This window comes from Pseudomonas sp. ES3-33 (genome assembly GCF_000952175.1).
Taxonomy (GTDB): Bacteria; Pseudomonadota; Gammaproteobacteria; order Pseudomonadales; family Pseudomonadaceae; genus Aquipseudomonas; species Aquipseudomonas gregormendelii.
The window spans coordinates 1-26,328 of the sequence record NZ_JZRI01000007.1 but is presented as its reverse complement, the minus strand read 5'-3'; the positions used below and the strand labels follow the sequence as shown (position 1 = coordinate 26,328).

The 26,328-nt window shown below is 59.6% G+C and carries 24 protein-coding genes, 4 tRNA genes and 1 riboswitch; of the genes, 24 read left to right on the top strand and 4 right to left on the bottom strand.

Translation table 11 applies throughout. The features are described 5' to 3' along the window. The 14 genes from UB23_RS00695 to astE all read left to right on the top strand — a co-directional run. Positions 1 to 548: AMP-binding enzyme (locus tag UB23_RS00695; RefSeq protein WP_045057458.1), on the top strand; the 548-nt coding region annotated here is incomplete at its 5' end. A 698-nt stretch (positions 549 to 1,246) separates the two neighbouring features. Continuing rightward, a complete protein-coding gene (locus UB23_RS00690; RefSeq protein ID WP_045057457.1) occupies positions 1,247 to 2,020 on the top strand; it encodes an ABC transporter substrate-binding protein in 774 nt (257 codons plus the stop codon). A gap of 92 nt (positions 2,021 to 2,112) precedes the next feature. Then, entirely contained in the window at positions 2,113 to 2,802 is a 690-nt protein-coding gene (locus UB23_RS00685) for an ABC transporter permease (protein ID WP_045057456.1), read from the top strand. Further along, a complete protein-coding gene (locus UB23_RS00680) occupies positions 2,799 to 3,497 on the top strand; it encodes an ABC transporter permease (protein WP_045057455.1) in 699 nt (232 codons plus the stop codon). Before UB23_RS00685 ends, UB23_RS00680 begins: the two co-directional genes overlap by 4 nt. 1 nt (position 3,498) lies before the next feature. Further along, positions 3,499 to 4,611 carry a M14 family metallopeptidase gene (locus tag UB23_RS00675; protein ID WP_045057454.1) on the top strand — a complete coding sequence of 371 codons (1,113 nt, stop codon included), beginning with the start codon at positions 3,499 to 3,501 and terminating at the stop codon, positions 4,609 to 4,611. 27 nt (positions 4,612 to 4,638) lie between these two features. Further along, a complete protein-coding gene (locus UB23_RS00670; protein ID WP_045057453.1) occupies positions 4,639 to 5,403 on the top strand; it encodes an ABC transporter ATP-binding protein in 765 nt (254 codons plus the stop codon). Positions 5,404 to 5,690: 287 nt separating this feature from the next. After that, positions 5,691 to 6,671: a GlxA family transcriptional regulator gene (locus UB23_RS00665; RefSeq protein WP_010457247.1), complete on the top strand. Its 981-nt coding sequence runs from the start codon at positions 5,691 to 5,693 to the stop codon at positions 6,669 to 6,671. Between the two features lie 326 nt (positions 6,672 to 6,997). Beyond that, complete coding sequence (locus UB23_RS00660) at positions 6,998 to 8,218, top strand: aspartate aminotransferase family protein (protein ID WP_045057452.1); 1,221 nt, start codon at positions 6,998 to 7,000, stop codon at positions 8,216 to 8,218. Between the two features lie 226 nt (positions 8,219 to 8,444). Further along, positions 8,445 to 9,464 carry an arginine/ornithine succinyltransferase subunit alpha gene (gene aruF, locus UB23_RS00655; RefSeq protein ID WP_045057451.1) on the top strand — a complete coding sequence of 340 codons (1,020 nt, stop codon included), beginning with the start codon at positions 8,445 to 8,447 and terminating at the stop codon, positions 9,462 to 9,464. An 83-nt stretch (positions 9,465 to 9,547) separates the two neighbouring features. Then, complete coding sequence (astA, locus tag UB23_RS00650; protein ID WP_045057450.1) at positions 9,548 to 10,573, top strand: arginine N-succinyltransferase; 1,026 nt, start codon at positions 9,548 to 9,550, stop codon at positions 10,571 to 10,573. Beyond that, positions 10,570 to 12,039, top strand: coding sequence for a succinylglutamate-semialdehyde dehydrogenase (gene astD / locus UB23_RS00645; RefSeq protein WP_177328519.1), 1,470 nt, complete (start codon positions 10,570 to 10,572; stop codon positions 12,037 to 12,039). The genes astA and astD overlap by 4 nt, the downstream gene beginning before the upstream one ends. 160 nt (positions 12,040 to 12,199) lie before the next feature. Beyond that, the gene (gene astB, locus UB23_RS00640) at positions 12,200 to 13,546 is read left to right on the top strand and encodes an N-succinylarginine dihydrolase (RefSeq protein WP_045057448.1); all 1,347 of its coding nucleotides are present in this window, start codon (positions 12,200 to 12,202) and stop codon (positions 13,544 to 13,546) included. A 51-nt stretch (positions 13,547 to 13,597) separates the two neighbouring features. Then, positions 13,598 to 13,888, top strand: coding sequence for a hypothetical protein (locus tag UB23_RS00635; RefSeq protein WP_045057447.1), 291 nt, complete (start codon positions 13,598 to 13,600; stop codon positions 13,886 to 13,888). A 12-nt stretch (positions 13,889 to 13,900) separates the two neighbouring features. Further along, positions 13,901 to 14,911 carry a succinylglutamate desuccinylase gene (gene astE, locus UB23_RS00630; protein WP_045057446.1) on the top strand — a complete coding sequence of 337 codons (1,011 nt, stop codon included), beginning with the start codon at positions 13,901 to 13,903 and terminating at the stop codon, positions 14,909 to 14,911. A gap of 108 nt (positions 14,912 to 15,019) precedes the next feature. On the opposite strand, the gene UB23_RS00625 is transcribed toward astE, so the two are convergent. After that, positions 15,020 to 15,529, bottom strand: coding sequence for a 6,7-dimethyl-8-ribityllumazine synthase (locus UB23_RS00625; protein ID WP_045057445.1), 510 nt, complete (start codon positions 15,527 to 15,529; stop codon positions 15,020 to 15,022). A 102-nt stretch (positions 15,530 to 15,631) separates the two neighbouring features. Beyond that, a riboswitch (FMN riboswitch) is annotated at positions 15,632 to 15,802 on the bottom strand. A gap of 268 nt (positions 15,803 to 16,070) precedes the next feature. Between UB23_RS00625 and ltaE the strand changes: the two genes are divergently transcribed. The 8 genes from ltaE (at position 16,071) to mgtE (ending at position 24,000) form a co-directional block, all read left to right on the top strand. Continuing rightward, on the top strand, positions 16,071 to 17,075 hold the full coding sequence (gene ltaE / locus UB23_RS00620; RefSeq protein WP_045057444.1) for a low-specificity L-threonine aldolase: 1,005 nt from the start codon (positions 16,071 to 16,073) through the stop codon (positions 17,073 to 17,075). A 146-nt stretch (positions 17,076 to 17,221) separates the two neighbouring features. Continuing rightward, positions 17,222 to 19,840 (top strand): alanine--tRNA ligase, encoded by a 2,619-nt coding sequence (gene alaS, locus UB23_RS00615; protein ID WP_045057443.1) that lies wholly within the window; start codon positions 17,222 to 17,224, stop codon positions 19,838 to 19,840. Between the two features lie 91 nt (positions 19,841 to 19,931). Beyond that, positions 19,932 to 21,173 carry an aspartate kinase gene (locus UB23_RS00610; protein WP_031319071.1) on the top strand — a complete coding sequence of 414 codons (1,242 nt, stop codon included), beginning with the start codon at positions 19,932 to 19,934 and terminating at the stop codon, positions 21,171 to 21,173. Positions 21,174 to 21,359: 186 nt separating this feature from the next. Further along, complete coding sequence (gene csrA, locus UB23_RS00605; protein WP_002554426.1) at positions 21,360 to 21,548, top strand: carbon storage regulator CsrA; 189 nt, start codon at positions 21,360 to 21,362, stop codon at positions 21,546 to 21,548. Between the two features lie 62 nt (positions 21,549 to 21,610). Further along, positions 21,611 to 21,701, top strand: a tRNA-Ser gene (locus tag UB23_RS00600). Between the two features lie 107 nt (positions 21,702 to 21,808). Then, positions 21,809 to 21,885, top strand: a tRNA-Arg gene (locus tag UB23_RS00595). Positions 21,886 to 21,956: 71 nt separating this feature from the next. Further along, positions 21,957 to 22,033 (top strand) — tRNA-Arg (locus tag UB23_RS00590). Between the two features lie 524 nt (positions 22,034 to 22,557). Beyond that, a complete protein-coding gene (mgtE, locus tag UB23_RS00585; RefSeq protein WP_045057442.1) occupies positions 22,558 to 24,000 on the top strand; it encodes a magnesium transporter in 1,443 nt (480 codons plus the stop codon). A 104-nt stretch (positions 24,001 to 24,104) separates the two neighbouring features. On the opposite strand, the gene UB23_RS00580 is transcribed toward mgtE, so the two are convergent. The 3 genes from UB23_RS00580 to UB23_RS00570 form a co-directional block, all read right to left on the bottom strand. Continuing rightward, positions 24,105 to 24,431: an Arc family DNA-binding protein gene (locus UB23_RS00580; RefSeq protein WP_003178899.1), complete on the bottom strand. Its 327-nt coding sequence runs from the start codon at positions 24,429 to 24,431 to the stop codon at positions 24,105 to 24,107. Positions 24,432 to 24,926: 495 nt separating this feature from the next. Then, positions 24,927 to 25,106: a PA3371 family protein gene (locus UB23_RS00575; protein WP_045057441.1), complete on the bottom strand. Its 180-nt coding sequence runs from the start codon at positions 25,104 to 25,106 to the stop codon at positions 24,927 to 24,929. 22 nt (positions 25,107 to 25,128) lie between these two features. Beyond that, a complete protein-coding gene (locus UB23_RS00570; protein WP_045057440.1) occupies positions 25,129 to 25,362 on the bottom strand; it encodes a hypothetical protein in 234 nt (77 codons plus the stop codon). A 279-nt stretch (positions 25,363 to 25,641) separates the two neighbouring features. On the opposite strand from UB23_RS00570, the gene UB23_RS00565 reads away from it, so the two are divergent. Continuing rightward, a tRNA-Arg gene (locus tag UB23_RS00565) sits at positions 25,642 to 25,718 on the top strand. A 301-nt stretch (positions 25,719 to 26,019) separates the two neighbouring features. After that, positions 26,020 to 26,235 (top strand): hypothetical protein, encoded by a 216-nt coding sequence (locus tag UB23_RS00560; RefSeq protein WP_045057439.1) that lies wholly within the window; start codon positions 26,020 to 26,022, stop codon positions 26,233 to 26,235. Positions 26,236 to 26,328: the final 93 nt, after the last annotated feature.

Genomic DNA, 26,328 nt, shown 5'->3' with positions numbered 1-26,328 from the left:
GGCCAGGCCAGGCGCGCACGCTGTATGGCGACCATGACCGTTTTGTCGACACCTACTTCAAGACCTTCCGTGGCATGTACTTCACCGGTGACGGTGCCCGTCGTGACGAGGATGGTTACTACTGGATTACCGGTCGCGTGGATGACGTGCTGAACGTGTCCGGCCACCGCATGGGTACCGCCGAGATCGAGAGCGCGATGGTTGCTCACCCGAAAGTCGCCGAGGCGGCCGTGGTGGGTGTGCCGCACGACATCAAGGGCCAGGGCATTTATGTGTATGTGACCCTGATCGGCGGTGAAGAGCCGAGCGAGCAGCTGCGCCTGGAGCTGAAGAACTGGGTGCGTAAAGAGATCGGGCCGATTGCTTCACCGGATGTGATCCAGTGGGCGCCGGGGCTGCCGAAGACGCGTTCGGGCAAGATCATGCGGCGGATTCTGCGCAAGATTGCGACCGCTGAGTACGATGGGTTGGGGGATATTTCGACCCTGGCGGATCCGGGTGTGGTGCAGCATTTGATTGATACGCACAAGACGATGAATGTGGCTTAACCGCCTTCTCTGAGTCAGTAAAACCCCATCCGGTGTTGTGCCGGATGGGTTTTTTTTGTCTGGGGTTTTTGTGGGGGCTGTTCGGGCCTCATCGCTAGCAGGCTAGCTCCCACAAGGATCTCCAGTGGATTCAAAATCTGAGTCCAGCGCATGTCCCCCTGTGGGAGCTAGCCTGCTAGCGATGGCGATCAGTCAGACGCTAAACGAACATCAGCCAATAATTATCGGCATCCCCTGTCATCCTTTTCCCACTGTTACCGGCTATCGTTCAAGTAACTAAATGTGTAACCGCCCGCCCCGATCCGGGGCATAGGGAAACGCAAAGCCCCATCCTTGGGCGTCTGCAGCCTGTCTAAAAAATAAGTCCCCACGCTACGCTTGCCGGATTAGAAGGCTTTGCCAATAATAGGCCCGCAATTTGCAGCATAGATCGGTTAACTTTCTTTTGCTCTTGCATGAAATTGCAGGGCTGTCAACGTGCCAAAACGGCATTCTCGGTGCTTCTGTAATTTGTTGTCGCATTGAAGAAATATCGGCTTCGGGCCTGTCGTTAGAATGCCGATCACTCGCTCGTCGTTGCGTGCGTTGAAAACAACGCGTGTTACGTAGGACGCAGCAATCGCTTTCCGGTTTTACTCACTCGCATGTTGGGCTGTCGCTCACTCTGCCTTTTAGCCCTATACCGATGGAGTACCAAGATGAAGAAACTCGTGCTGCTTGGCGCCCTGGCACTGTCCGTGCTGTCGCTGCCTACCTTCGCTGACGAAAAGCCGGTGAAGATCGGTATCGAAGCGGCTTATCCTCCGTTCGCCTCCAAGTCGCCGGATGGCAGCATCGTCGGTTTTGACTACGACATCGGCAACGCCCTGTGCGAAGAGATGAAGGTCAAATGCGTGTGGGTCGAGCAAGAGTTCGACGGCCTGATCCCGGCACTCAAGGTGCGCAAGATCGACGCGATCCTGTCGTCCATGTCGATCACCGAAGACCGCAAGAAGTCCGTGGACTTCACCAACAAGTACTACAACACCCCTGCGCGCCTGGTCATGAAGGCCGGCACTCAGGTCAGCGACGGCCTGACCGAGCTCAAGGGCAAGAACATCGGCGTGCAACGTGGTTCGATCCACGAGCGTTTCGCCCGTGAAGTGCTGGCCCCGCTGGGTGCCGAGATCAAGCCGTACGGTTCGCAGAACGAAATCTACCTCGACGTGGCCGCTGGCCGTCTCGACGGTACCGTGGCTGACGCCACCCTGCTGGACGACGGTTTCCTGAAAACCGACGCCGGCAAAGGTTTTGCGTTCGTGGGCCCGGCTTTCACTGACGTTAAATACTTCGGTGACGGCGTCGGTATCGCAGTGCGCAAGGGTGACGCGTTGAAAGACAAGATCAACGCCGCGATCACGGCCATCCGCGACAATGGCAAGTACAAGCAAATCCAGGACAAATACTTCGCCTTCGATATCTACGGCAAGTAACAACGTCCCGGCGACAAGTCCGAAATGGCGCAAGCAACAGGATCTCTGAGGTTTGCGCCATTTTTTCATCCCAACTTTCGAGGACCTGAATCATGTTGAAAGGCTACGGGGCTGTCATCCTCGATGGCGCATGGCTGACGCTTCAGCTCGCCTTGTCTTCCATGGCCCTGGCCATCGTTCTGGGGCTGATCGGCGTTGCATTGCGTCTGTCGCCGGTGCGCTGGCTTGCGTGGCTGGGCGATCTGTATTCCACGGTGATCCGCGGTATTCCCGACCTGGTACTGATCCTGCTGATTTTCTACGGCGGCCAGGACCTGCTCAACCGCGTGGCACCGATGCTCGGTTATGACGACTACATCGACCTGAACCCGTTGGCGGCCGGTATCGGCACCCTGGGCTTCATCTTCGGTGCGTACCTGTCGGAAACCTTCCGTGGCGCCTTCATGGCGATCCCCAAGGGTCAGGCAGAGGCGGGCATGGCGTACGGCATGAGCAGTTTTCAGGTGTTCTTCCGGGTGTTGGTCCCGCAGATGATTCGCCTGGCGATTCCGGGGTTCACCAACAACTGGCTGGTACTGACCAAGGCCACCGCGCTGATTTCGGTGGTGGGTCTGCAAGACATGATGTTCAAGGCCAAGCAGGCGGCAGATGCCACCCGCGAGCCTTTCACCTTCTTCCTCGCAGTGGCGGCAATGTACCTGGTGATCACCAGCGTCTCGTTGCTGATACTGCGTCAACTTGAGAAGCGCTACTCGGTAGGCGTAAGGGCGGCTGATCTATGATCTTCGACTACAACGTCATCTGGGAGGCCTTGCCGCTGTACCTCGGCGGCCTGCTGACCACCCTGAAACTGCTTGGCCTGTCGCTGTTTTTCGGCCTGCTGTGTGCGCTGCCCCTGGGCCTGATGCGCGTCTCGAAGAACGCGGTGGTGAACATGAGCGCCTGGCTCTACACCTACGTGATCCGCGGCACGCCGATGCTGGTGCAGCTGTTCCTGATCTACTACGGCCTGGCGCAGTTCGAGGCCGTACGCGAAAGCTTCCTGTGGCCGTGGCTGTCCAGTGCCACCTTCTGTGCGTGCCTGGCGTTTGCGATCAACACCAGCGCCTACACCGCAGAAATCATCGCCGGCAGCCTGCGCGCCACGCCGAACGGCGAGATCGAAGCGGCCAAGGCCATGGGCATGTCGCGCTACAAGATGTACAAGCGCATCCTGCTGCCGTCGGCCTTGCGCCGGGCGTTGCCGCAGTACAGCAACGAAGTGATCATGATGCTGCAGACCACCAGCCTGGCCTCCATCGTGACCCTGATCGACATCACCGGTGCCGCGCGTACCGTGAACGCCCAGTATTACCTGCCGTTCGAGGCGTACATCACCGCCGGCGTGTTCTACCTGTGCCTGACGTTCATCCTGGTGCGCCTGTTCAAAATGGCCGAGCGCCGCTGGCTGGGCTATCTGGCCCCGCGGAAGCATTGATATGGAACGCATCGACCACCCATTGCCGTGGAGTCACCTGGGCTGCGAACGCCAGATTTCGGTGTTCCGCTTCGGTAGAGGTGAGCGCAAGGCATACATCCAGGCCAGCCTGCACGCCGACGAACTGCCGGGTATGCGCACGGCTTGGGAACTGAAAAAGCGTCTGACTGAACTCGAAGCCCAAGGCTTGCTCAACGGCGTGATTGAACTGGTGCCGGTGGCTAACCCACTGGGGCTTGGGCAGTTGCTTCAGGGCAGTCATCAAGGGCGCTTCGAGGCCGGCAGCGGCAAGAATTTCAACCGCGATTTCGTCGAGTTGAGTGCGCCGGTGGCCGCTGCTGTGCAAGGCCGCCTGGGCGATGATGCCCACGCCAACACTCAGCTGATTCGCCAGGCCATGAGCGATGCGCTCGACGCATTGCCCCCGGCTTCGAGCCAGCTGCAAGGCATGCAGCGCGTGCTGCTCAGCCATGCCTGCACCGCCGATGTGGTGCTGGACCTGCATTGCGATGCGGAAGCGGCGTTGCACATGTACGCACTGCCGCAACACTGGCCTCAGTGGCGTTCGCTCGCCGCGCACCTGGATGTGAAGGTGGGTTTGCTGGCGGAGGATTCCGGCGGCAGTTCCTTCGACGAGGCCTGCTCGCTCCCGTGGTTGCGCCTGTCGCGGCTGTTTCCCGAGGCGCCGATTCCATTGGCGTGCCTGGCGACGACCATCGAGCTTGGTGGTCAGGCTGATACCGGTCGCGGGGAAGCGCAAGCGTATGCCGAAGGCATCCTCGCGTTCCTGGCCGAGCAGGGCCTGATCAGCGGTGAGTGGCCCAAGGCTGGCCGGGATGCCTGCGAAGGCATGCCGTTCGAAGGCACTGAATTGCTGTTCGCGCCGCACCCGGGGGTGATCAGCTTTTTGCGCAAGCCCGGCGAGTGGGTCGAGGCCGGTGACGAGATTTTCGAAGTGATCGATCCGCTGGCGGATCGGGTCAGCACGGTGTGTGCTGGTACGTCCGGGGTGCTGTTTGCCATTGAACGGCTGCGTTATGCCCAACCCGGTTTCTGGCTGGCCAAGGTGGCGGGGCGCGAAGCGCTGCGTCACGGGCGCTTGCTCAACGACTGACTGACTGTTTTTGTGAGAACCGACCGCATGTACAAACTTGAAGTCCAAGACCTGCATAAACGCTATGGCAGTCACGAAGTGCTCAAGGGTGTGTCCCTGAAAGCGGCGGCTGGCGATGTGATCAGCATCATCGGCTCCAGTGGCTCCGGCAAAAGTACTTTCCTGCGTTGCATCAACCTGCTCGAGCAGCCGCACGCGGGCCGTATCCTGCTCAACAACGAAGAGCTCAAGTTGGTGGCGAACAAGGACGGCGCCATGAAAGCCGCCGATCCGAAGCAGCTGCAGCGCATGCGTTCGCGCCTGTCGATGGTGTTCCAGCATTTCAACCTGTGGTCGCACATGACTGCGCTGGAAAACATCATGGAAGCGCCCGTGCACGTGCTGGGCATGTCCAAGGCTGAAGCCCGCGAGAAGGCCGAGCACTACCTGAACAAGGTGGGCGTGGCCCATCGCAAGGACGCCTACCCAGGCCACATGTCCGGCGGCGAACAACAGCGCGTTGCGATTGCCCGTGCGCTGGCGATGGAGCCGGAAGTGATGCTGTTCGACGAACCGACTTCGGCCCTCGACCCGGAACTGGTGGGCGACGTGCTCAAAGTCATGCAGGCCCTGGCGCTGGAAGGCCGGACCATGGTGGTGGTGACCCACGAAATGGGCTTCGCCCGCGAGGTGTCGAACCAGTTGGTGTTCCTGCACAAGGGCATCGTTGAAGAAAGCGGCAATCCGCGCGAAGTACTGGTCAACCCACAGTCCGAGCGCCTGCAACAATTCCTCTCGGGTAGCCTGAAGTAATCAGGACTGCCGTTGTGCACCTGGATGGTGCATGCTTCGCAGCCTGAAGCTGGCCGCGATCCCCCTGTAGGAGCTGCCGAAGGCTGCGATCTTTTGATCTTGATTGTTCAAATCAAAAGATCGCCGCCTCGTTTCACTCGACAGCTCCTACAGATCATCGGTGTAGGGGCGGGCGCGAGCCGGCCGGCCCCCCATAGTTGATCGGTGTCGGTTTCAAGATTTGCGTTCATTTTCGGGCTAGCATTGGCCCATGCCTTCATCACTGTTTTCGTTTCGGACTGCCCTCCATGACTGCCCATCGAATTGGTTTCCTGATTTGGCCCAGCACTAAAGCACTGACGCTTGCGCTGGCTGAGGAGGCCTTGCGTGTTGCCCAGCGTGTGCATCCGGACGTTGTCTACGAGCTGTCGTTCCTGCAGGCCGAACCGCCGACCGAAGGCGCCTGGCAATTGCCGGGCGAGCCTTGGGCCGGCAAGCTGGAAAACTTCCAGAAACTGTTTCTGCTCGCTGACGAGCCGCCGACCACCCTCGCGCCGGCCCTCAGCAGTTCGTTGAAACAATTGGTGCGCGCCGGTTGTGTCATTGGTGGCCTGTCTGCCGGTGTGTACCCGTTGGCGCAGTTGGGTTTGCTCGACGGTTATCGGGCCGCCGTGCACTGGCGCTGGCAGGACGATTTCGCCGAGCGCTTCCCGAAAGTCATCGCCACCAGTCATCTGTTCGACTGGGATCGCGATCGCCTCACCGCGTGCGGCGGCCTCTCGGTACTCGACCTGCTGCTGGCGGTATTGGCCCGTGATCACGGTGCGGAACTGGCCGGTGCGGTTTCCGAGGAACTGGTGGTCGAGCGTATTCGCGAAGGCGGTGAGCGCCAGCGCATTCCGCTGCAGAACCGCCTGGGCTCCAGCCATCCGAAGCTGACCCAGGCCGTGTTGCTGATGGAGGCCAACATCGAAGAGCCGCTAACCACCGACGAAATCGCCCAGCATGTGTGCGTGTCCCGTCGGCAGCTGGAGCGCATCTTCAAGCAATACCTCAATCGCGTGCCCAGCCAGTACTACCTGGAACTGCGGCTTAACAAGGCCCGGCAGATGCTGATGCAGACCAGCAAGTCGATCATTCAGATCGGCCTGTCCTGCGGTTTCTCCTCGGGGCCGCATTTCTCCAGCGCCTACCGCAACTTCTTCGGTGCCACGCCACGGGAAGATCGCAACCAGCGGCGCAGCAGCAGCCCGTTCGAATTGTCGTCGGTGCCTTCCGAGCGCGGCTAGCTCCAGCGCCCGTTGATCGGTCACTATCCCCTGTAGGAGCTGCCGCAGGCTGCGATCTTTTGATCTTGAAAAATCACAATCAAAAGATCGCAGCCTGCGGCAGCTCCTACAGAGCATCGGTTTGCGCAGTACTGCCTATAAGCACGCTCGACAGTTTAAACTGCGCCTTTGCGAAGCTATATGTCGCATTGCCGTAAACCCGGTTGAAACCGGGGTTTGCGCTATAAGAAGTTGTCGCTTGGCGGCAAGGCCAGGGCGAAAACTCTCCCTACAATCCCCCCATCGCTCGCCAGTTCCAGGCGGGTGTTCCTCTTCAGGAGACTCCGATGTCCGTTGAGCACGCTGCGGTAGAACGCGCCGATTTTGACCAGGTAATGGTTCCCAACTATGCGCCTGCCGCATTCATTCCGGTGCGTGGCGCCGGTTCCCGCGTGTGGGACCAGTCCGGCCGCGAGTTGATCGACTTTGCTGGCGGGATTGCCGTTAACGTATTGGGCCACGCTCATCCAGCGCTGGTCGGTGCCCTGACAGAGCAGGCGAACAAGCTATGGCACGTGTCCAACGTGTTCACCAACGAGCCGGCCCTGCGCCTGGCGCATAAACTGATCGACGCCACCTTTGCCGAGCGCGTGTTCTTCTGCAACTCCGGTGCCGAGGCCAACGAGGCCGCGTTCAAGCTGGCGCGTCGCGTCGCGTTTGATCGTTTTGGTAGCGAGAAGTACGAAATTATCGCGGCGCTGAACAGCTTCCACGGCCGCACCCTGTTCACCGTCAACGTCGGTGGCCAGTCCAAGTATTCCGATGGCTTTGGTCCGAAGATCACCGGTATCACCCACGTGCCTTACAACGACCTGGCCGCTTTGAAAGCGGCGGTGTCTGACAAGACTTGTGCAGTGGTGCTGGAGCCGATCCAGGGCGAGGGCGGCGTGCTGCCGGCCGAACTGGCTTACCTGCAAGGCGCCCGCGAGCTGTGCAACGAGCACGACGCGCTGCTGGTGTTCGACGAAGTGCAAACCGGCATGGGCCGCAGCGGCAAGCTGTTCGCCTACCAGCATTACGGCGTGACGCCGGACATCCTGACCAGCGCCAAGAGCCTGGGCGGCGGTTTCCCGATCGCGGCGATGCTGACGACCGAAGCGCTGGCCAAGCACCTGGTGGTCGGCACCCACGGCACCACCTACGGCGGCAACCCGCTGGCCTGTGCGGTCGCCGAAGCGGTGATCGACGTGATCAACACCCCTGAAGTGCTGGCTGGCGTGAATGCCAAGCACGACAAGTTCAAGGCGCGCCTTGAGCAGATCGGCGAGAAGTACGGCCTGTTCACCCAGGTGCGTGGCTTGGGGCTGCTGATTGGCTGCGTGCTGAATGACGCCTGGAAAGGCAAGGCCAAGGACATCTTCAACGCTGCCGAGAAAGAAGGCCTGATGATTCTGCAGGCGGGCCCGGACGTGATTCGTTTCGCCCCGAGCCTGGTGGTTGAAGATGCCGATATCGATGCCGGCCTGGATCGTTTCGAACGCGCTGCGGCGAAGTTGACGCAAGCCTGATAGACCTTCGGCGCCTGAGCGTTCAGGCGTCGATCCCAATTTTTATGCCGGACCGAATCAAACTGTGGGAGCCAGCCTGCTGGCGATGAGGGCCTGACAGCCAACATCATTGTTGCCTGACAGGACGCTATCGCCAGCAGGCTGGCTCCCACAGTTGACTCTGAGTTGTTTCAGGGATGGCCCGGGATTTTTTCTTTTGTAAGTTCTGAGATTAAGGAGTGACACCATGCTGGTGATGCGCCCCGCGCAAATGGCTGATCTGGGCGAGGTACAGCGTCTGGCTGCGGACAGCCCGATTGGTGTCACTTCCTTGCCGGATGACGTTGAACGCCTGAGCGACAAGATTGCTGCGAGCGAAGCGTCGTTTGCCGCCGAAGTGAGCTTCAACGGCGAGGAAACCTATTTCTTCGTCCTCGAAGACACCGCCACCGGCAAGCTGGTCGGCTGTTCGGCCATCGTGGCCTCGGCCGGTTATTCGGAACCCTTCTACAGCTTTCGCAATGAAACCTTCGTGCACGCTTCCCGCGAGCTGAAGATTCATAACAAGATTCACGTGTTGTCCCAGTGCCACGACCTGACCGGCAACAGCTTGCTCACCAGCTTCTACGTGCAGCGTGAGTTGGTGGGTTCGCCCTGGGCCGAGCTTAACTCCCGTGGTCGCCTGTTGTTCGTGGCCAGCCATCCGGAGCGTTTTGCCGATTCCGTGGTAACCGAGATCGTCGGCTATAGCGACGAGAACGGCGACTCGCCATTCTGGGATGCCATCGGGCGTAACTTCTTCGACCTCAACTATGCCGAAGCCGAGCGCCTGTGCGGGCTGAAAAGCCGCACCTTCCTCGCTGAACTGATGCCGCATTACCCGATCTACGTGCCGTTGCTGCCGGACACCGCCCAGGAGGCGATGGGCCAGGTGCACCCGCGGGCGCAGATCACGTTCGACATCCTGATGCGCGAAGGCTTCGAGACCGATCATTACATCGATATTTTCGACGGCGGCCCAACCCTGCATGCGCGCGTCTCGGGGATCCGCTCCATCGCCCAGAGCCGTGTGGTACCGGTGAAAATCGGCGAGCCGGCCAAAGGTGTCGGGCGCCAGTACCTGGTGGCCAATGCCCAGTTGCAGGATTACCGCGCCGTATTGCTTGAGCTCGATTATGCGCCGGGCAAACCCGTGACCCTGGACCTGGAAACAGCCGAGGCCCTGGGTGTCGGTGAAGGTGCCAGCGTGCGCCTGGTAGCGGTTTAACCCCGCTGCCGCGCCTGGAAAGAATTGCCTAGATAGCAGCGAAGTTTCGCGGGTGGCGCAAGCGGCCCGACTGAGGAGATAGCATGATCGTTCGTCCCGTACGCAGCAGCGATTTACCCGCTCTGATCGAGCTGGCCCGCAGCACTGGCACCGGCCTGACCACCTTGCCGGCCAACGAAGAGCGGCTGGCCCACCGGGTCGGCTGGGCCGAGAAGACCTTTCGCGGAGAAGCCGGGCGGGGCGATGCGGACTACCTGTTCGTGCTCGAAGATGACAGCGGTCGCGTGGTGGGCATTTCCGCCATCGCCGGCGCGGTCGGCCTGCGTGAGCCCTGGTACAACTTCCGGGTTGGCCTGACGGTCAGCGCTTCGCAAGAGCTGAACATCTATCGCGAGATTCCGACGCTGTTCCTGGCCAACGACCTGACCGGCAACTCCGAGCTGTGCTCGCTGTTCCTGCATGCCGATTACCGCAACGGCCTCAACGGACGCATGCTGGCCAAGGCGCGGATGCTGTTCATCGCCGAATTCCCGCAGCTGTTTGGCAACAAGATCATTGCCGAGATGCGCGGCATGTCCGACGAAGCCGGGCGCTCGCCGTTCTGGGAAAGCCTGGGGCGGCATTTCTTCAAGATGGAATTCAGCCAGGCGGACTACCTGACCGGCGTTGGCAACAAGGCCTTCATCGCCGAACTGATGCCCAAATTTCCGTTGTACACCTGCTTCCTGTCGCCGGACGCGCGCAACATCATCGGCCAGGTTCATCCGGACACCGAGCCGGCACTGGCCATGCTCAAGAGCGAAGGTTTCAGCTACCAGGGCTACGTCGACATCTTCGACGCAGGCCCGGCAGTGGAGTGCGAAACCACGAAGATCCGCGCGGTGCGCGACAGCCAGCCGCTGGTGCTGGCCATCGGCACCCCGGGTGACGACGCCACGCCTTTCCTGATTCACAACCGCAAGCGCGAGGACTGCCGGATCACTGCCGCTCCCGCACGCTTCGCCGCCGGCACCCTGGTGGTCGACCCGCTGACCGCCAAACGCCTTCAACTCAACGCCGGCGACCAGGTGCGCGCCGTTCCGTTGTCCGCTGCACGGGAGTCGAAATAATGAATTCGCTATACATTGCAGGTGAGTGGCTGTCTGGCCAGGGCGAAGCGTTCCAGTCGCTGAACCCGGTGACCCAGCAAGTGCTTTGGTCCGGTGAAGGCGCGAGCGCTGCCCAAGTGGAATCCGCCGTCCAAGCCGCGCGCCAGGCGTTCCCGGGCTGGGCTCGGCGCACCCTGGACGAGCGCATCAGTGTGCTGGAGGCCTTCGCCGCCGCGTTGAAAAATCACGCTGACGAGCTGGCACGGACCATCGGCGAAGAAACCGGCAAACCGCTGTGGGAATCGGCGACCGAAGTGACCAGCATGGTCAACAAGATTGCCATCTCGATTCAGAGCTATCGTGAGCGTACCGGTGAGAAGAGCAGCCCTCTGGGCGACGCAACTGCCGTGCTGCGCCACAAGCCACACGGCGTGGTCGCGGTGTTCGGGCCTTACAACTTCCCCGGTCACCTGCCCAACGGCCACATCGTCCCAGCCTTGCTCGCGGGTAACAGCGTGCTGTTCAAGCCGAGCGAGCTGACGCCGAAAGTCGCCGAACTGACGGTCAAATGCTGGATCGAAGCCGGCCTGCCGGCTGGCGTGTTGAACCTGCTGCAGGGCGCTCGCGAAACCGGGATTGCCCTGGCGGCGAACCCTGGCATCGACGGCCTGTTCTTCACCGGTTCGAGCCGCACCGGTAATCACCTGCATCAGCAATTTGCCGGTCGGCCTGACAAGATCCTGGCGCTGGAGATGGGCGGTAACAATCCACTGGTGGTTGACCAGGTGGCTGACCTGGATGCGGCGGTCTACACCATCATCCAGTCGGCATTCATTTCTGCCGGTCAGCGTTGCACCTGCGCGCGCCGACTGCTGGTGCCCCAGGGCGCCTGGGGCGACTCGTTGCTGGCACGCTTGGTGGCGGTGACTTCGACCATCGAAGTGGGCGCTTTTGATCAGCAACCGGCGCCGTTCATGGGCTCGGTGATTTCCCTGGCTGCGGCCAAGTCCCTGATGGATGCCCAGGCGCATCTGCTGGCAAATGGCGCCATGGCGCTGCTGGAAATGACCCAGCCACAGGCTCAGGCTGCCTTGCTGACCCCAGGCATTTTGGATGTAACGGCCGTGGCCGAGCGTCCTGACGAAGAACTGTTCGGCCCGTTGCTGCAAGTGATTCGCTACGCTGATTTCGAAGCGGCGATCGCCGAGGCCAACGACACCGAATACGGCCTTGCCGCCGGCTTGCTCTCGGACTCCGAAGCGCGTTACCAGCAGTTCTGGCTGGAAAGCCGGGCCGGTATCGTCAACTGGAACAAGCAGCTGACCGGTGCGGCCAGCAGTGCGCCGTTCGGCGGGGTGGGTGCCTCGGGTAACCATCGTGCCAGCGCCTATTACGCGGCGGATTACTGCGCGTACCCGGTGGCATCACTGGAAACGCCGAGCCTGACCTTGCCTGCCGCCCTCACGCCGGGCGTGAAAATGGCGTGATGCCAATCGCCAGCAGGCTGGCTCCCCCAGGTTCGGTGGTGTTTACACACTGTGTGTACGACGTAATCCCTGTGGGAGCCAGCCTGCTGGCGATGGCCACGCCTCGGTCTCAAATCCGGTTACTGAAGCCTAACAACAGAATTCTCGTGGAGCCTCGCTGATGAAATCCTATGAAGTCAATTTTGACGGTCTAGTGGGGCCGACCCATAACTACGGCGGCCTGTCCTACGGCAACGTCGCGTCCCAGAGCAACAGCCAGCAGTGTTCGAACCCGAAGGAAGCTGCGCTGCAAGGCCTGGCGAAAATGAAAGCGCTGATGGAAATGGGCTTTCAGCAAGGTGTCCTCGCCCCTCAGGAACGGCCGGACGTAGCAGCCCTGCGGCGCCTGGGCTTCGGCGGCACCGATGCGCAAGTGATTGAGCGCGCCGCCAAGGACGCGATGCCCTTGCTGGTCGCCAGTTGCTCGGCCTCGAGCATGTGGGTGGCCAACGCCGCCACCGTCAGCCCGAGCGCCGACACCGCCGACGGTCGAGTGCACTTCACCGCCGCCAACCTCAACTGCAAATATCACCGCAGCATCGAACACCCGACCACCAGTCGCGTACTGGGGGCGATGTTCGCTGATCAGCAGCACTTCGCTCACCACGCCGCATTGCCGGCCGTGGCGCAGTTCGGCGATGAAGGTGCGGCCAACCACACGCGTTTCTGCCGTGAATACGGCGAAGCCGGCGTCGAGTTTTTCGTGTTCGGCCGCAGTGCCTTCGACACCCGTTACCCGGCTCCGCAGAAGTACCCGGCACGCCAGACCCTCGAGGCTTCCCAGGCGGTCGCCCGCTTGCACGGTCTGAGTGACGACGCGGTGGTCTACGGTCAGCAGAACCCTTCGGTGATCGATCAGGGCGTGTTCCATAACGACGTGATCGCGGTCGGTAACGGCGAGGTGATGTTCTATCACGAGGACGCGTTCCTCGACACCGAACAGATGCTCGCCGAGCTGCACGGAAAGCTCGCCAAGGCAGGCGGGAATTTTCAGGCGATCTGTGTACCGCGTTCTGCGGTCACCGTGGAAGACGCCGTTCGGTCCTACCTGTTCAACAGCCAGTTGCTGACCCGTCCCGACGGCTCGATGTTGTTGATCGTGCCGGAAGAATGCCGTGGCAATGAGCGGGTATGGCAATACCTGCAGGGCCTGACCAGTTCGGGCGGGCTGATCCGTGAAGTCAAAGTCTTCGATTTGAAACAAAGCATGCAAAACGGCGGTGGCCCTGCTTGCCTGAGGTTGCGCGTCGCGCTGAATGAAACGGAACTGGCGGCGGTCAATCCAGGCGTTATCATGACGGCACCGTTGTACGGCTCGCTGACCGAATGGGTCGACAAGCACTACCGCGACCGCATGGCCGAGAGCGATCTTGCGGACCCGCAATTGCTGCTTGAATGCCGGACGGCACTGGATGAACTGACGCAAATCCTTAAACTGGGCGCGGTTTATCCATTCCAGATCAATTGAAAGTCGGCGCTGCATGCGCCGCTTCATCTCCTTTAGAGAGCGTAAAAAAACATGAGCGATACCCTGCAGCTGATCCTTGAAGACACCGACGGCACGCAACTGGAAACGTCCTGCACCCGCGTCGCGGTCATGTGGCAAGGCAAAGAGCTGTGGATCCAGCAGGATGGTCGTGGCCAGTTGCTGATCGGTGTGGACGTCGAAGAAGGTGACGCCGAATACGCCAACCTGCTGCTGCGCCCATTGGCGACTAATCTGGTAAGTCTGCAACTGGAAATGGAACCGGCTGACCTCGGCGACGACGAGGAACACGTGCACGGCCCGGATTGCAATCACGACCATTAAGGAAGTCGCTCTATGCTCGCCCTCGGCAAACTGCTTGAACTGACCCTCGCCGGCCGCGAACCGGCGGAGAAGACTCAACTGACTGTCGAAGGCGTGCGGATGCGCTGGTTGAGCGAGGGGGCGCTGGAAGTCCGGCCCCCCGAAGCTCGCGACAACGGCCTGGACCTGCTGCTGTCAGCCGGTATCCATGGCAACGAAACAGCGCCGATCGAGCTGCTCGATCGCCTGTTGCATGACATCGCCCGCGGCGACTTGAAGCCGCGCGCCCGTATTCTGTTCCTGTTCGGCAACCCGGAAGCGATTCGCAAGGGCGAGCGCTTTATCGAGCAGGACGTCAATCGGCTGTTCAACGGCCGTCACGAACAAAGCAGCGGTTGCGAAGCCCTGCGCGCCTGTGAGCTGGAGCGTTTGGCCGCGAGCTTTTTCAGCCTGCCCGACCGCGAGCGCCTGCACTACGACCTGCACACCGCCATTCGCGGCTCGAAGATCGAACAGTTCGCCCTGTACCCCTGGAAGGAAGGTCGCCAGCATTCGCGCAAAGAGCTGGCGCGTTTGCGCGCGGCGGGAATGGAGGCGGTGTTGCTGCAGAACAAGCCGTCGATCGTGTTCAGCTCGTTCACCTACGACAAGCTGGGCGCCGAGTCTTTCACCCTGGAGTTGGGCAAGGCGCGACCGTTCGGGCACAACGACGGGGTCAATGTCGATCGCCTGGAGACACGTCTCAAGCAAATTATCGAAGGCAAGGAGCCCGAGCTGGCCGATGACTCTTTGGACGGCCTGCAGCTGTTCAGCGTGGCACGGGAAATCATCAAGCACAGCGACAGCTTCCGCTTGAACCTGCCCGCGGACGTCGAGAATTTCTCGGAATTGGAAGTGGGTTACTTGCTGGCCGAAGACATCGCCCAGACCCGCTGGATCATCGAGGAGGAGGGTGCCCGGATCATCTTCCCCAACCCCAAGGTCAAGAACGGCCTGCGCGCCGGTATCCTGATCGTGCCGACGACCGACGAAAACCTGGCCTGACACGGTCCCTGTAGGAGCTGCCGAAGGCTGCGATCTTTTGATCTTGCTCTTTTCAGATCAAAAGATCGCAGCCTCGTTGCACTCGTCAGCTCCTACGGGGTTCGGTGTTTAGACGGCCAACGCCCGCGGCTCAGCGCGACGCAGCGCGCGGATCTTATGCAGTGTGTCGGCACAAGTCTTCGCCGCTTCCTGGCCCTTGTGCACAAAGTGCTCAAAGAAAAACTTGTGGTGCTCCTCGCCCGCGTGGAAGTGGTGCGGGGTCAGCGACACCGAGAACACGGGTACTTCGGTTTCCAGTTGAACCTGCATCAGACCACTGACCACCGATTGGGCGACGAACTCGTGACGGTAGATACCGCCGTCCACCACCAGGGCTGCGGCGACGATGCCGGCATAACGGCCGGTCTTGGCCAGCAACTTGGCGTGCAGGGGCATTTCAAACGCGCCGCCCACTTCGAAGAAGTCGATGTCTGATTCCTGGTAACCCTGGGCAATCATTTCGGCCAGGAAACCTTTACGGCTCTGGTCGACGATATCTTTGTGCCAGCAGGCCTGGATGAACGCGACGCGCTCGCCCTGATGGTTTTTGCTTTTGCTGTCGATTGCGGTGGGTTGCATGTTCTGACTCCTGTTTGTGTGAAAAACAGGGCATATGAATCGAATGGGATTTAAGGGTGCGCACGCTCGCACGAATGCCCGCGGACGGCCCTTTGGCGCCAATCCCGTTCTCTCTTCATCCGGACTATGACCGTCGGCCCCGGGATCACACCGGGTCTGCTGACCTTGCCGCCAGTACCGCCGAAGCCGGGACTGCCACCAAGCGCTCGCGGGCTATGCGCGTTGCGCGCAATTACCGCCGGTGGGGAGTTGCACCCCGCCCTGAGAACGTTTGCCGCCATAAAAGTTGGCGGCGCAGCGTTTTTAACACAATTTTTTGCGTGGCGCATAGCCAAAGTCGACGCGTAACCCTGTGGGAGCGGGCTTGCCCGCGATAGCGGTGTGTCAGCCTTCGACCCTATCGACTGACAGTCGGCTATCGCGGACAAGCCCGCTCCCGCAGGGTTCGTGTTTTTTCCCACACTAGGGTTGATTATTCGTCCACATGACCGCAGTAATCCCTGTCTGAAAGGGATTTCCCCTGCTTACCGAGGCCGGATTCATGAGCGTTATCGATCTTCGCAGCGACACCGTCACCCAACCGACCGCCGCCATGCTCGAGGCGATGACACGCGCCGCGACGGGTGACGACGTGTACGGCGAAGATCCGACGGTCAATCAACTGGAAGCCGAGCTGGCCAGGCGCCTGGGTTTTGCCGCCGCGCTGTTCGTCCCCACCGGCACCATGAGCAATCTGCTGGGGCTGTTGGCGCATTGTGAGCGCGGCGACGAATACATCGTTGGCCAGCAGGCCCACACCTACAAATACGAAGGGGGCGGGGCGGCCGTGCTGGGATCGATCCAGCCACAACCGCTGGAAGTCCAAGCCGATGGCTCGCTGGACCTGGCCGATGTCGCCGCAGCGATCAAACCGGACGACTTCCATTTCGCCCGCACCCGCTTGCTGGCCCTGGAAAACACCATGCAGGGCAAAGTCCTGCCCCTGGAATACCTGGCGCGGGCCCGGGCTTTGACCCGTGAACACGGCCTTGCCCTGCACCTGGATGGCGCGCGGCTGTACAACGCTGCGGTCAAGCTGGGGGTGGACGCCCAGGAGATCACCCGGCATTTTGATTCGGTTTCGGTATGCCTGTCCAAAGGCCTGGGCGCGCCGGTCGGTTCGGTGCTGTGTGGCTCGGTCGAGCTGATCGGCAAGGCGCGGCGACTGCGCAAGATGGTCGGCGGTGGCATGCGCCAGGCCGGGCTGCTGGCGGCGGCGGGGCTGTATGCTCTGGACAACAACGTTCAGCGCCTGGCCGACGACCATGCCAACGCACAGTGGCTGGCCGACGGGCTGGTCAAGGCGGGTTATGCCGTCGAGCCCGTACAGACCAACATGGTGTATGTGCAGATGGGCGACCGTGCCGAGGCCTTCAAGGCCTTTGCCGCTGAGCGCGGTATCCGCCTCAGCGCTGCCGGGCGGCTTAGAATGGTCACGCACATGGACGTCGACCGCGCCGGGATCGAACAGGTGATCGCGGCATTCGTCGAGTTTTCACGCAACTGACAGCGTTAGCCGTCCAATTGACCGTTTCTATCGTATAAACACGCTGTACCCCGCGCGCAGGGCCGATATAATGCGGCCCTTTGCCGTCGCTTCGTCTGTTGACGTTTCGAACAGGCCTTTGGCCGCAGCCTCCGTGGAAGAACCTAATGAAAAGCGCAGAAATCCGTGAAGCCTTCCTTCGCTTCTTCGAAGAGCAAGGCCACACCCGTGTAGCCTCCAGCTCTTTGATTCCGGGCAACGACCCAACCCTGCTGTTCACTAACGCGGGGATGAACCAGTTCAAGGACTGCTTCCTGGGCCAGGAAAAACGTGCGTACACCCGTGCGACCAGCAGCCAGAAGTGCGTGCGCGCCGGTGGCAAGAACAGTGACCTGGAAAACGTCGGTTATACCGCCCGTCACCACACGTTCTTCGAAATGCTCGGTAACTTCAGCTTCGGTGACTATTTCAAGCACGACGCGATCACCTTTGCCTGGACCTTCCTGACCGGCGTGCTGAAGCTGCCAAAGGAAAAGCTTTGGGTCACTGTCTACGCCTCCGATGACGAAGCGTATGACATCTGGACCAAAGAAATCGGCGTGCCGGTCGAGCGCATGATCCGTATCGGCGACAACAAAGGCGCGCCGTACGCGTCCGACAACTTCTGGACCATGGGCGATACCGGCCCGTGCGGCCCTTGCACCGAGATTTTCTACGATCACGGCGACCACATCTGGGGCGGCCCACCGGGCTCTCCTGAAGAAGACGGCGACCGTTACATCGAGATCTGGAATAACGTGTTCATGCAGTTCAACCGCACCGCCGATGGCGTGTTGCATCCGTTGCCAGCACCGTCGGTGGATACCGGCATGGGCCTGGAGCGGATCAGTGCGGTGATGCAGCACGTCAATTCCAACTATGACATCGACCTGTTCAAGAACCTGCTCAAGGCATCGGCTGAGGCCATCGGCTGCGAGAATGGCGATCAGTCGTCGCTCAAGGTTGTTTCCGACCACATTCGGTCGTGCGGTTTCCTGATCGCCGATGGCGTGCTGCCGTCCAACGAAGGTCGTGGCTATGTGCTGCGTCGCATCATTCGTCGTGCCTGCCGCCACGGTAACAAGCTGGGCGCGACCGGCAGCTTCTTCTACAAGATCGTCGCGGCGCTGGTCGCCGAGATGGGCGAAGCGTTCCCGGAACTGAAGAAGCAGCAGGGCAACATCGAGCGCGTGCTCAAGGCCGAAGAAGAACAGTTCTCCAAGACCCTGGAACACGGTTTGAAGATTCTCGAGCAGGATCTGCTGGAACTCAAAGGCACCGTGGTGCCGGGCGATGTGGTGTTCAAGCTGTACGACACCTACGGTTTCCCGATGGACCTGACCGCAGATATCGCTCGCGAACGCAACCTGACCGTTGACGAAGCCGGCTTCGAGCGCGAAATGGAAGCCCAGCGCGTCCGTGCACGTTCCGCCAGTTCGTTCGGTCTGGACTACAACACCCTGGTCAAGGTTGACGTAGCCACCGAGTTCACCGGCTACAAGGCCACCAGCGGTTCGGCAAAAATTGTCGCCATCTATAAAGACGGCCAGTCGGTCGACGTATTGAGTGAAGGTCAGGAGGCGGTCGTCGTCCTCAACCAGACGCCTTTTTACGCTGAATCTGGCGGCCAGATCGGCGACTGCGGTTTCCTCCAGGCGGGCGAGGCACGTTTCGACGTGCGCGACACCACCAAGACTGGCGGTGCGTTCCTGCATCACGGTGTCCTGGCATCGGGCAGCCTGACCATTGGCGCGCCGGTAGAGACTCACGTCGATGCCGAAGTCCGTCACGCCACGGCGCTGAACCATTCGGCCACGCACTTGCTGCACGCCGCCCTGCGCCAGGTGCTGGGCGAGCAAGTCCAGCAGAAGGGTTCGCTGGTCGACAGTCAGCGCCTGCGCTTTGACTTCAGCCACTTCGAAGCCATCAAGCCTGAGCAGTTGAAAGCGCTGGAAGACATCGTCAACGCCGAGATCCGCAAGAACTCCGCAGTTGAAACCGAAGAAACCGATATCGAAACCGCCAAGCAGAAAGGCGCCATGGCGCTGTTCGGCGAGAAGTACGGCGATAACGTGCGCGTGCTGAGCATGGGCGGGGCTTTCTCCGTCGAGCTGTGTGGCGGCATCCATGCCAACCGCACCGGCGACATCGGCCTGCTGAAAATCATCAGCGAAGGCGGTGTGGCTTCCGGTGTGCGACGCATCGAAGCGGTCACGGGCGCTGCCGCACTGGCGTACCTGAACGCTGCTGAAGAACAACTCAAGGAAGCGGCCAACCTGGTCAAGGGCAGCCGCGATAACCTGATCGACAAGCTGTCGGCTGTGCTGGAGCGCAACCGTCTGCTGGAAAAGCAACTCGAGCAGTTGCAGGCCAAGGCAGCCAGCGCGGCGGGCGACGATCTGTCGGCCTCCGCCCTGGACGTCAAGGGTGTGAAAGTGCTGGCCGTGCGTCTGGACGGCCAGGATGGCAAGGCGCTGCTGGCGCTGGTCGATCAACTGAAAAACAAACTCGGCCGCGCAGTGATCCTGCTCGGCAGTGTCCATGAGGAAAAGGTCGTTCTGGTTGCAGGCGTAACCAAAGACCTGACTGGCCAACTCAAAGCCGGTGATTTGATGAAGCAAGCCGCTGCAGCAGTGGGCGGGAAGGGCGGTGGTCGTCCAGACATGGCGCAAGGCGGTGGTACTGACGCTGGCGCACTGGATGCGGCCCTGGCCCTGACTGTTCCATTTGTAGAGCAGGGTTTATAAGGCAGGGTGTCCGGCCCGTTGTCTAGTGGCGGGCCGGCGCGCTGTTTGAGTGATTATTTGGGCGCCCTTCATGGGCAGAGGCGGCTTTGAAATGGCTTTGATCGTACAGAAATTTGGAGGCACCTCGGTCGGCACTGTCGAGAGAATCGAGCAGGTCGCCGACAAGGTTAAGAAATTCCGCGATGCCGGCGATGACCTGGTGGTTGTGCTGTCTGCAATGAGCGGCGAGACCAACCGTCTGATCGATCTGGCCAAGCAAATCAGTGGCGACGGCCAACCGGTTCCCCGTGAGCTGGATGTGATCGTTTCCACTGGCGAGCAGGTGACGATTGCACTGTTGGCCATGGCGCTGATCAAGCGTGGCGTGCCAGCGGTGTCCTACACCGGCAACCAGGTGCGGATCCTGACGGACAGCGCGCACAACAAAGCGCGTATCTTGCAGATAGATGACCAGAAGATTCGCGGTGACCTGAAGGCCGGTCGCGTAGTCGTTGTCGCCGGTTTCCAGGGCGTCGACGAGCACGGCAACATCACCACCCTGGGTCGTGGCGGCTCCGACACCACCGGCGTGGCCCTGGCGGCAGCCCTGAAGGCTGACGAATGCCAGATCTACACCGACGTCGATGGCGTCTACACCACCGACCCGCGTGTGGTGTCCGTGGCTCAGCGCCTGGACAAGATTACCTTTGAAGAGATGCTGGAAATGGCCAGCCTCGGTTCCAAGGTGTTGCAGATCCGTGCGGTGGAATTCGCCGGCAAGTACAACGTTCCGCTGCGCGTACTGCACAGCTTCAAGGAGGGTCCGGGCACCCTCATTACTATTGATGAAGAGGAAACCATGGAACAGCCGATCATTTCCGGCATCGCTTTCAATCGCGATGAAGCCAAGCTGACCATCCGTGGCGTGCCAGACACCCCGGGTGTTGCGTTCAAGATCCTGGGCCCGATCAGTGCCGCGAACATCGAAGTCGACATGATCGTGCAGAACGTTGCGCACGATAACACCACCGACTTCACCTTCACCGTACACCGCAATGACTTCCAGGCCGCACAAACCGTGCTGGAGAACACCGCTCGCGAGATCGGTGCCCGTGAAGTGGTGGGCGACATCAAGATCGCCAAGGTCTCGATCGTCGGCGTCGGCATGCGCTCCCACGCAGGCGTAGCCAGCCGCATGTTCGAATCCCTGGCCAAGGAAAGCATCAACATCCAGATGATCTCGACTTCGGAAATCAAAGTCTCCGTAGTGATCGAAGAGAAGTACCTGGAACTGGCTGTGCGCGCTCTGCACACGGCTTTCGAACTGGACGCACCGGCTCGTCAAGGCGAGTGATGCGTTTGCCAACAGGCGCGGTCTGACCGCGCCTGCTGTTTTTTGAAAGGCGCGACCCAAGGCTGTTCTTTTGCTCGCGCTGGTCAATACTCAGGCATGTAGGGCTGCGACCTTTTCAGGTGGTAGGTCGAGTGCCTTTTTTTTGCAGACTGTTGTCCCTGAAATGAAATGCGTGAGGAGAAAGGTATGCTGATTCTGACTCGTCGGTGCGCAGAAAGCCTGATTATCGGTGATGGCGAAATCACCGTGACCGTGCTCGGCGTCAAAGGAAATCAAGTGCGTATCGGTGTCAACGCCCCGAAAGAGGTAGCGGTCCACCGTGAGGAAATTTACCTGCGTATAAAGAAAGAGAAGGACGAAGAACCAAGCCATTAATTTTTATCGCTTTTTATGTTTGCAAACGGGGAAGAAGCTGGTTAATATACGCCCCGTGTTGCGGAGAGCTGGCCGAGTGGCCGAAGGCGCTCCCCTGCTAAGGGAGTACACCTCAAAAGGGTGTCGGGGGTTCGAATCCCCCGTTCTCCGCCATTATTTGCGTAGTACGTTGTAATCTGGCTTTTTCGGTAAGTTGTTGAAATTACTAGAAAAAGTGTTTGACATAGAGATTAGACGGCCTATAATGCGCGGCAACAAATGCACTCGTAGCTCAGCTGGATAGAGTACTCGGCTACGAACCGAGCGGTCACAGGTTCGAATCCTGTCGAGTGCACCATTTAAGAGTTGTTTGCAGCAATGCGAATAACTTGGCTCCAACCAGTTGTGATCTGGTATAAAAACACAAATGCACTCGTAGCTCAGCTGGATAGAGTACTCGGCTACGAACCGAGCGGTCACAGGTTCGAATCCTGTCGAGTGCACCAAACACCAAAAAGCCCGCCTCTAAAGCGGGCTTTTTGCCGTCTGGGATTTGCCTTCTTCCTCAATGCCCCTTCTCTCATCCAATTGCACCACCGCGCTGCGGCCTCGCTTCGCAGCGGTGAAGTGTCGTGGCTGCTGCGCCCTGGCAGGCAGAAAAATCCAGCCAGGAAAAATAATAGCCAAGCGATGGCATTAATCGTTCTCCATGACGGTCCTAGAGGAGGGTGGCCGCTACATTTTCCTCAAACACTGTGTTTTCTCTTGGCCATGGGTCGTCGCACATTAAACGGTCAGGGCGGCACTCAGGTTTGTCTTGCAAGCGCTTGTTTCCAGCCGCGATTTTTTAACGTTTAAAACTCCCCGGCGGTGTATGATTGCGCCCGTCAGCCCCGCCGGGGCTTGTGGAATACCTTCATGGACTTACCCAGTAGTTACTTAAAGAGTCACTTGAAATCCCGATTGTCCAATCATGAATTGACTGATTGATCCTCCCGGCGTGCCCCGCTGCTGGGAGTGGAGCTCGCCTATGTCTGAAGTTGAAGTAAAGAAAACGCAAGAAAGCCTGCAAGACCGCCTCGCTCAAGTCGTTGAGCTGTTGCAGCGCCAACGTGTGGTCGAAGACCTGACGCACCGTCAGGAAGGGCCGCACCACGAACGGGTCGAAAACCTGGTTCACCGGCAGAACCTGGTCGAGCTGCAACGCAAGCTCGATGACCTGCACTCCGCCGACGTCGCCTACATCCTCGAAGCGCTGCCGCTTGATGACCGCCTGACGCTTTGGAAGCTGGTCAAGGCTGATCGCGACGGCGACATCCTGCTCGAAGTCTCTGATTCGGTCCGTGAGACCCTGATCGCCGACATGGACGATCACGAGCTCCTGGCAGCAGCCAAGGACATGGACGCCGACGAACTGGCTGACCTGGCCTCCGAACTGCCGCGCGACGTCGTGCACGAGCTGATGGAAACCCTCGATGGTCAGCAGCGTGAGCGCGTGCGCTCCGCGTTGTCCTATGACGAGGAGCAGGTTGGCGCGCTGATGGACTTCGAGATGGTGACGATCCGCGAGGATGTCAGTCTGGAAGTGGTCCTGCGCTACCTGCGGCGCTTGAAAGAGTTGCCGGGTCATACCGACAAGCTTTTTGTCGTCGATTACGACGGCGTGCTCAAGGGTGTCCTGCCGATCAAGCGTCTGCTGGTCAACGACCCCGACAAGCAGGTTGCGGAAGTGATGGCCAGCGATCCGGTGAGCTTTCACCCGGACGAAGATGCCTACGACGCGGCCCAGGCGTTTGAGCGTTATGACTTGATCTCCGCACCCGTGGTCGACAAGAACGGCAAGTTGATAGGTCGTCTGACGATCGATGAGATGGTCGACCTGATCCGTGAAGAGAGCGAAAACGAAGTGCTCAACATGGCGGGTCTGCGTGAAGAGGAAGACATCTTCGCGTCCGTCTGGAAGTCCCTGCGTAACCGTTGGGCCTGGCTGGCAGTGAACCTGGTCACCGCCTTCATCGCCTCGCGGGTCATCGGCCTGTTCGAAGGCTCGATCGAGAAGCTGGTAGCACTGGCGGCATTGATGCCGATTGTGGCGGGTATTGGTGGCAACTCGGGTAACCAGACCATCACGATGATTGTTCGGGCCATGGCCCTGGACCAAGTGAGCACCGGCAATACCTCGCGATTGATGCGCAAGGAGCTGGCGGTAGGCCTGATCAACGGGCTGGTCTGGGGTGGGGTTATCGGCATCGTTGCCTATCTGCTCTACGGCAGCTGGTCGTTGGGGGTGGTGATGACGGCAGCCATGACGCTCAACCTGTTGCTTGCGGCATTGATGGGGGTGCTGATCCCCATGACGCTGGCCCGGCTGGGACGAGACCCGGCAATGGGTGCCAGCGTAATGATCACTGCCATGACCGACAGCGGTGGTTTCTTCATCTTCCTGGGGCTGGCAACTATCTTCCTGCTCTGACCTGCAGAGCTAAAAAACCCGCCCTCATCAGGCGGGTTTTTTTAGGCCTGGATTTCAGGCAAAAAAAAGCCAGCAATTAAGCTGGCTTGGGGAATTCGGCTGAATCAGGACGCGTCTGCAGCCATCTCGGCGTCATGGGCGATCAGTGAAACCAGCGCGTTTTGCTGGCGATGAGAAAGTTGGCGGAAGCGTTGCAACAGTTCGCGTTCGTGCAGTGACAGCTCCGGGCTGTCCAGGCGCATGCTCAGCTCTTCGCCCAGCGCACCTTCCTGAATAAGGCTTTGCTCAAGGCGTGCAATAATTTCGGAGTTCATGCTGCGATGATGATTGCGAGCCACTTCGGCAATGCGTTCACGCATTCCGTCTGGCAGACGTACGACAAACTTGTCAGCCGTACGGCTGGAATAAATTGCCTGTTTCAATGGGCGCATATATTTAACCGGTTAGTTCAGGGGAGCGGTTCTTGGGATTGGCCGCAGGATGTCTGATAGGACAAGCGTTCGGGCCAAATGTTCAACCTGAATTGATAGAAGCCCGCATGATGCCTCAAGATTGCCAGTTCGTTGGCGTCAATTCTGTGACAAATATTGAACCGGATAAAGGCTTTCTGCCAGCACCAATTATCAGAAATGCGGACTGGTTGGTAAGTTTGGCGGGCCCACGTCTCCGGTTGCCTGCTTCCCTGGCGGATGATGTCCGAAGACACCATAAGCTCGTGTCAAAGCGCGCCCTCATTGCGCCTTCTATTAGAGAGTAGTGGCAATTGGCCGATTTACTAGGGAGGACGTGTGGAGGAGGGGATATTCAGGATGGATGGCAGTCGAGTCTGCCTTGTCCGGTCGCTGGCCGACGATGAAGCTGCCTGGCGAAAAGCCAAGGGGCCCTTTGAGGCCCCTTGTTGCAGAGTGCAATTCGATCCGCAGGCGTTAGCGCAGTACGGGATCAAACTTGATTTTGCGACCGGCAATCAGCGCCAGCAGGAATAGGATGCCAGATACTGCGCACACAACCAGCGGCGCAGTCACAAGGGTATCCTCGATCAGGGCCACATGCAGCATGCCGCTCATTAGACATAAGGCGAGAAATCCTGTGGCCCATTTGGACATGCTGTGCTCCTGATGAAGAAATTCAAAATACCAGGCGATCCGAAGATGGCGTGATGGCGACCGCCATCGCCTGACTCGCGTCCTGTGCGGATGCGCGGGTTGGGTTGTTCATGACGGCAAGCTGAGGAGCCCTTTGCAGCTGAAGGTAGTGAGGCGTTCGCTGGTTGGCAGCGACCTCGTCATTCTCCGGCGCAAAATGAACACCCAGTACGATCGCCAGGGCGATTGCATTGGCTACTAATAGAGTGCTGTTCATGAGGCTGGCCTCCGCTTGTGTATGAAAGCAGTTAAAGCAGGCAGCATGCCAATGATTTATTGGCTTTTATCCCAATAAAATCAATAGGTTAGCGCTATTGGTAGGCATGCCGGCATTGCATTTTGCAAGAATGGGATTTTTGCCCTGGTGCAATCTGCACGATGGGCGTGAATTTCCTGACGAAAATGCCTACGCTTAAAAAGGATGGGTACGACATGACAAACGGGGAACTGGCCGTTAACATGCAGGCCGTCCTTCGCAAGAGCGGTGGCGATCAGTGTCTCAGTAGCTCAATTGGATAGAGCATCCCCCTCCTAAGGGGAAGGTTGGCAGTTCGAACCTGCCCTGGGACACCAAATTATTCAGGCTCTTGAGCCCCTACTCTGATTAGCTGAAATGTTGCTGCGAAAGCAGTATGGCGATGGGAGTAAAAAAGCCCCGCTTGCGTTGCGCAAGCGGGGCTTTTTTGTGGGTGGCATTCCTCGGTCGTTGTGGCGTGACTCGACCGTCACGATCCCAGGGGGTGCAGGGGCATCGGAAAATACTCAGCTATATAGTGTCAATTCTGAATGCGGGTCGCTTTAGCGAGGTCATCAAAGCTTCGTAGGGGGGCTGTCTTGCCTCTCTCTATATAGAAGCGGTTGTCAGGAGGGGGCTTTGAATGGCGGTGTTGCTCTGTTTGAGCAGCAAATCAGCCCTTTTGATAGAAATCCAGAATCAGTGCTTGACGGCAGATCTCAGGTGTCTATAATTCGCCCCACTTCCGGCGCAGTCGAAACGGAAAACTCCTTGGTAAACAATGAGTTACGCAGTTTTGACGGTCAGCTGCTTCAGGTCATCGAAGCGCAAAAGAAGTTGAAAAAGAGGTGTTGACAGCAGCGTGTAACGCTGTAGAATTAGCCTCCCGCTAACGAGAGATCGAAAGCGCAAGTGGTTGAAGTTACTAAGGAAACTTGGAAAACTTCT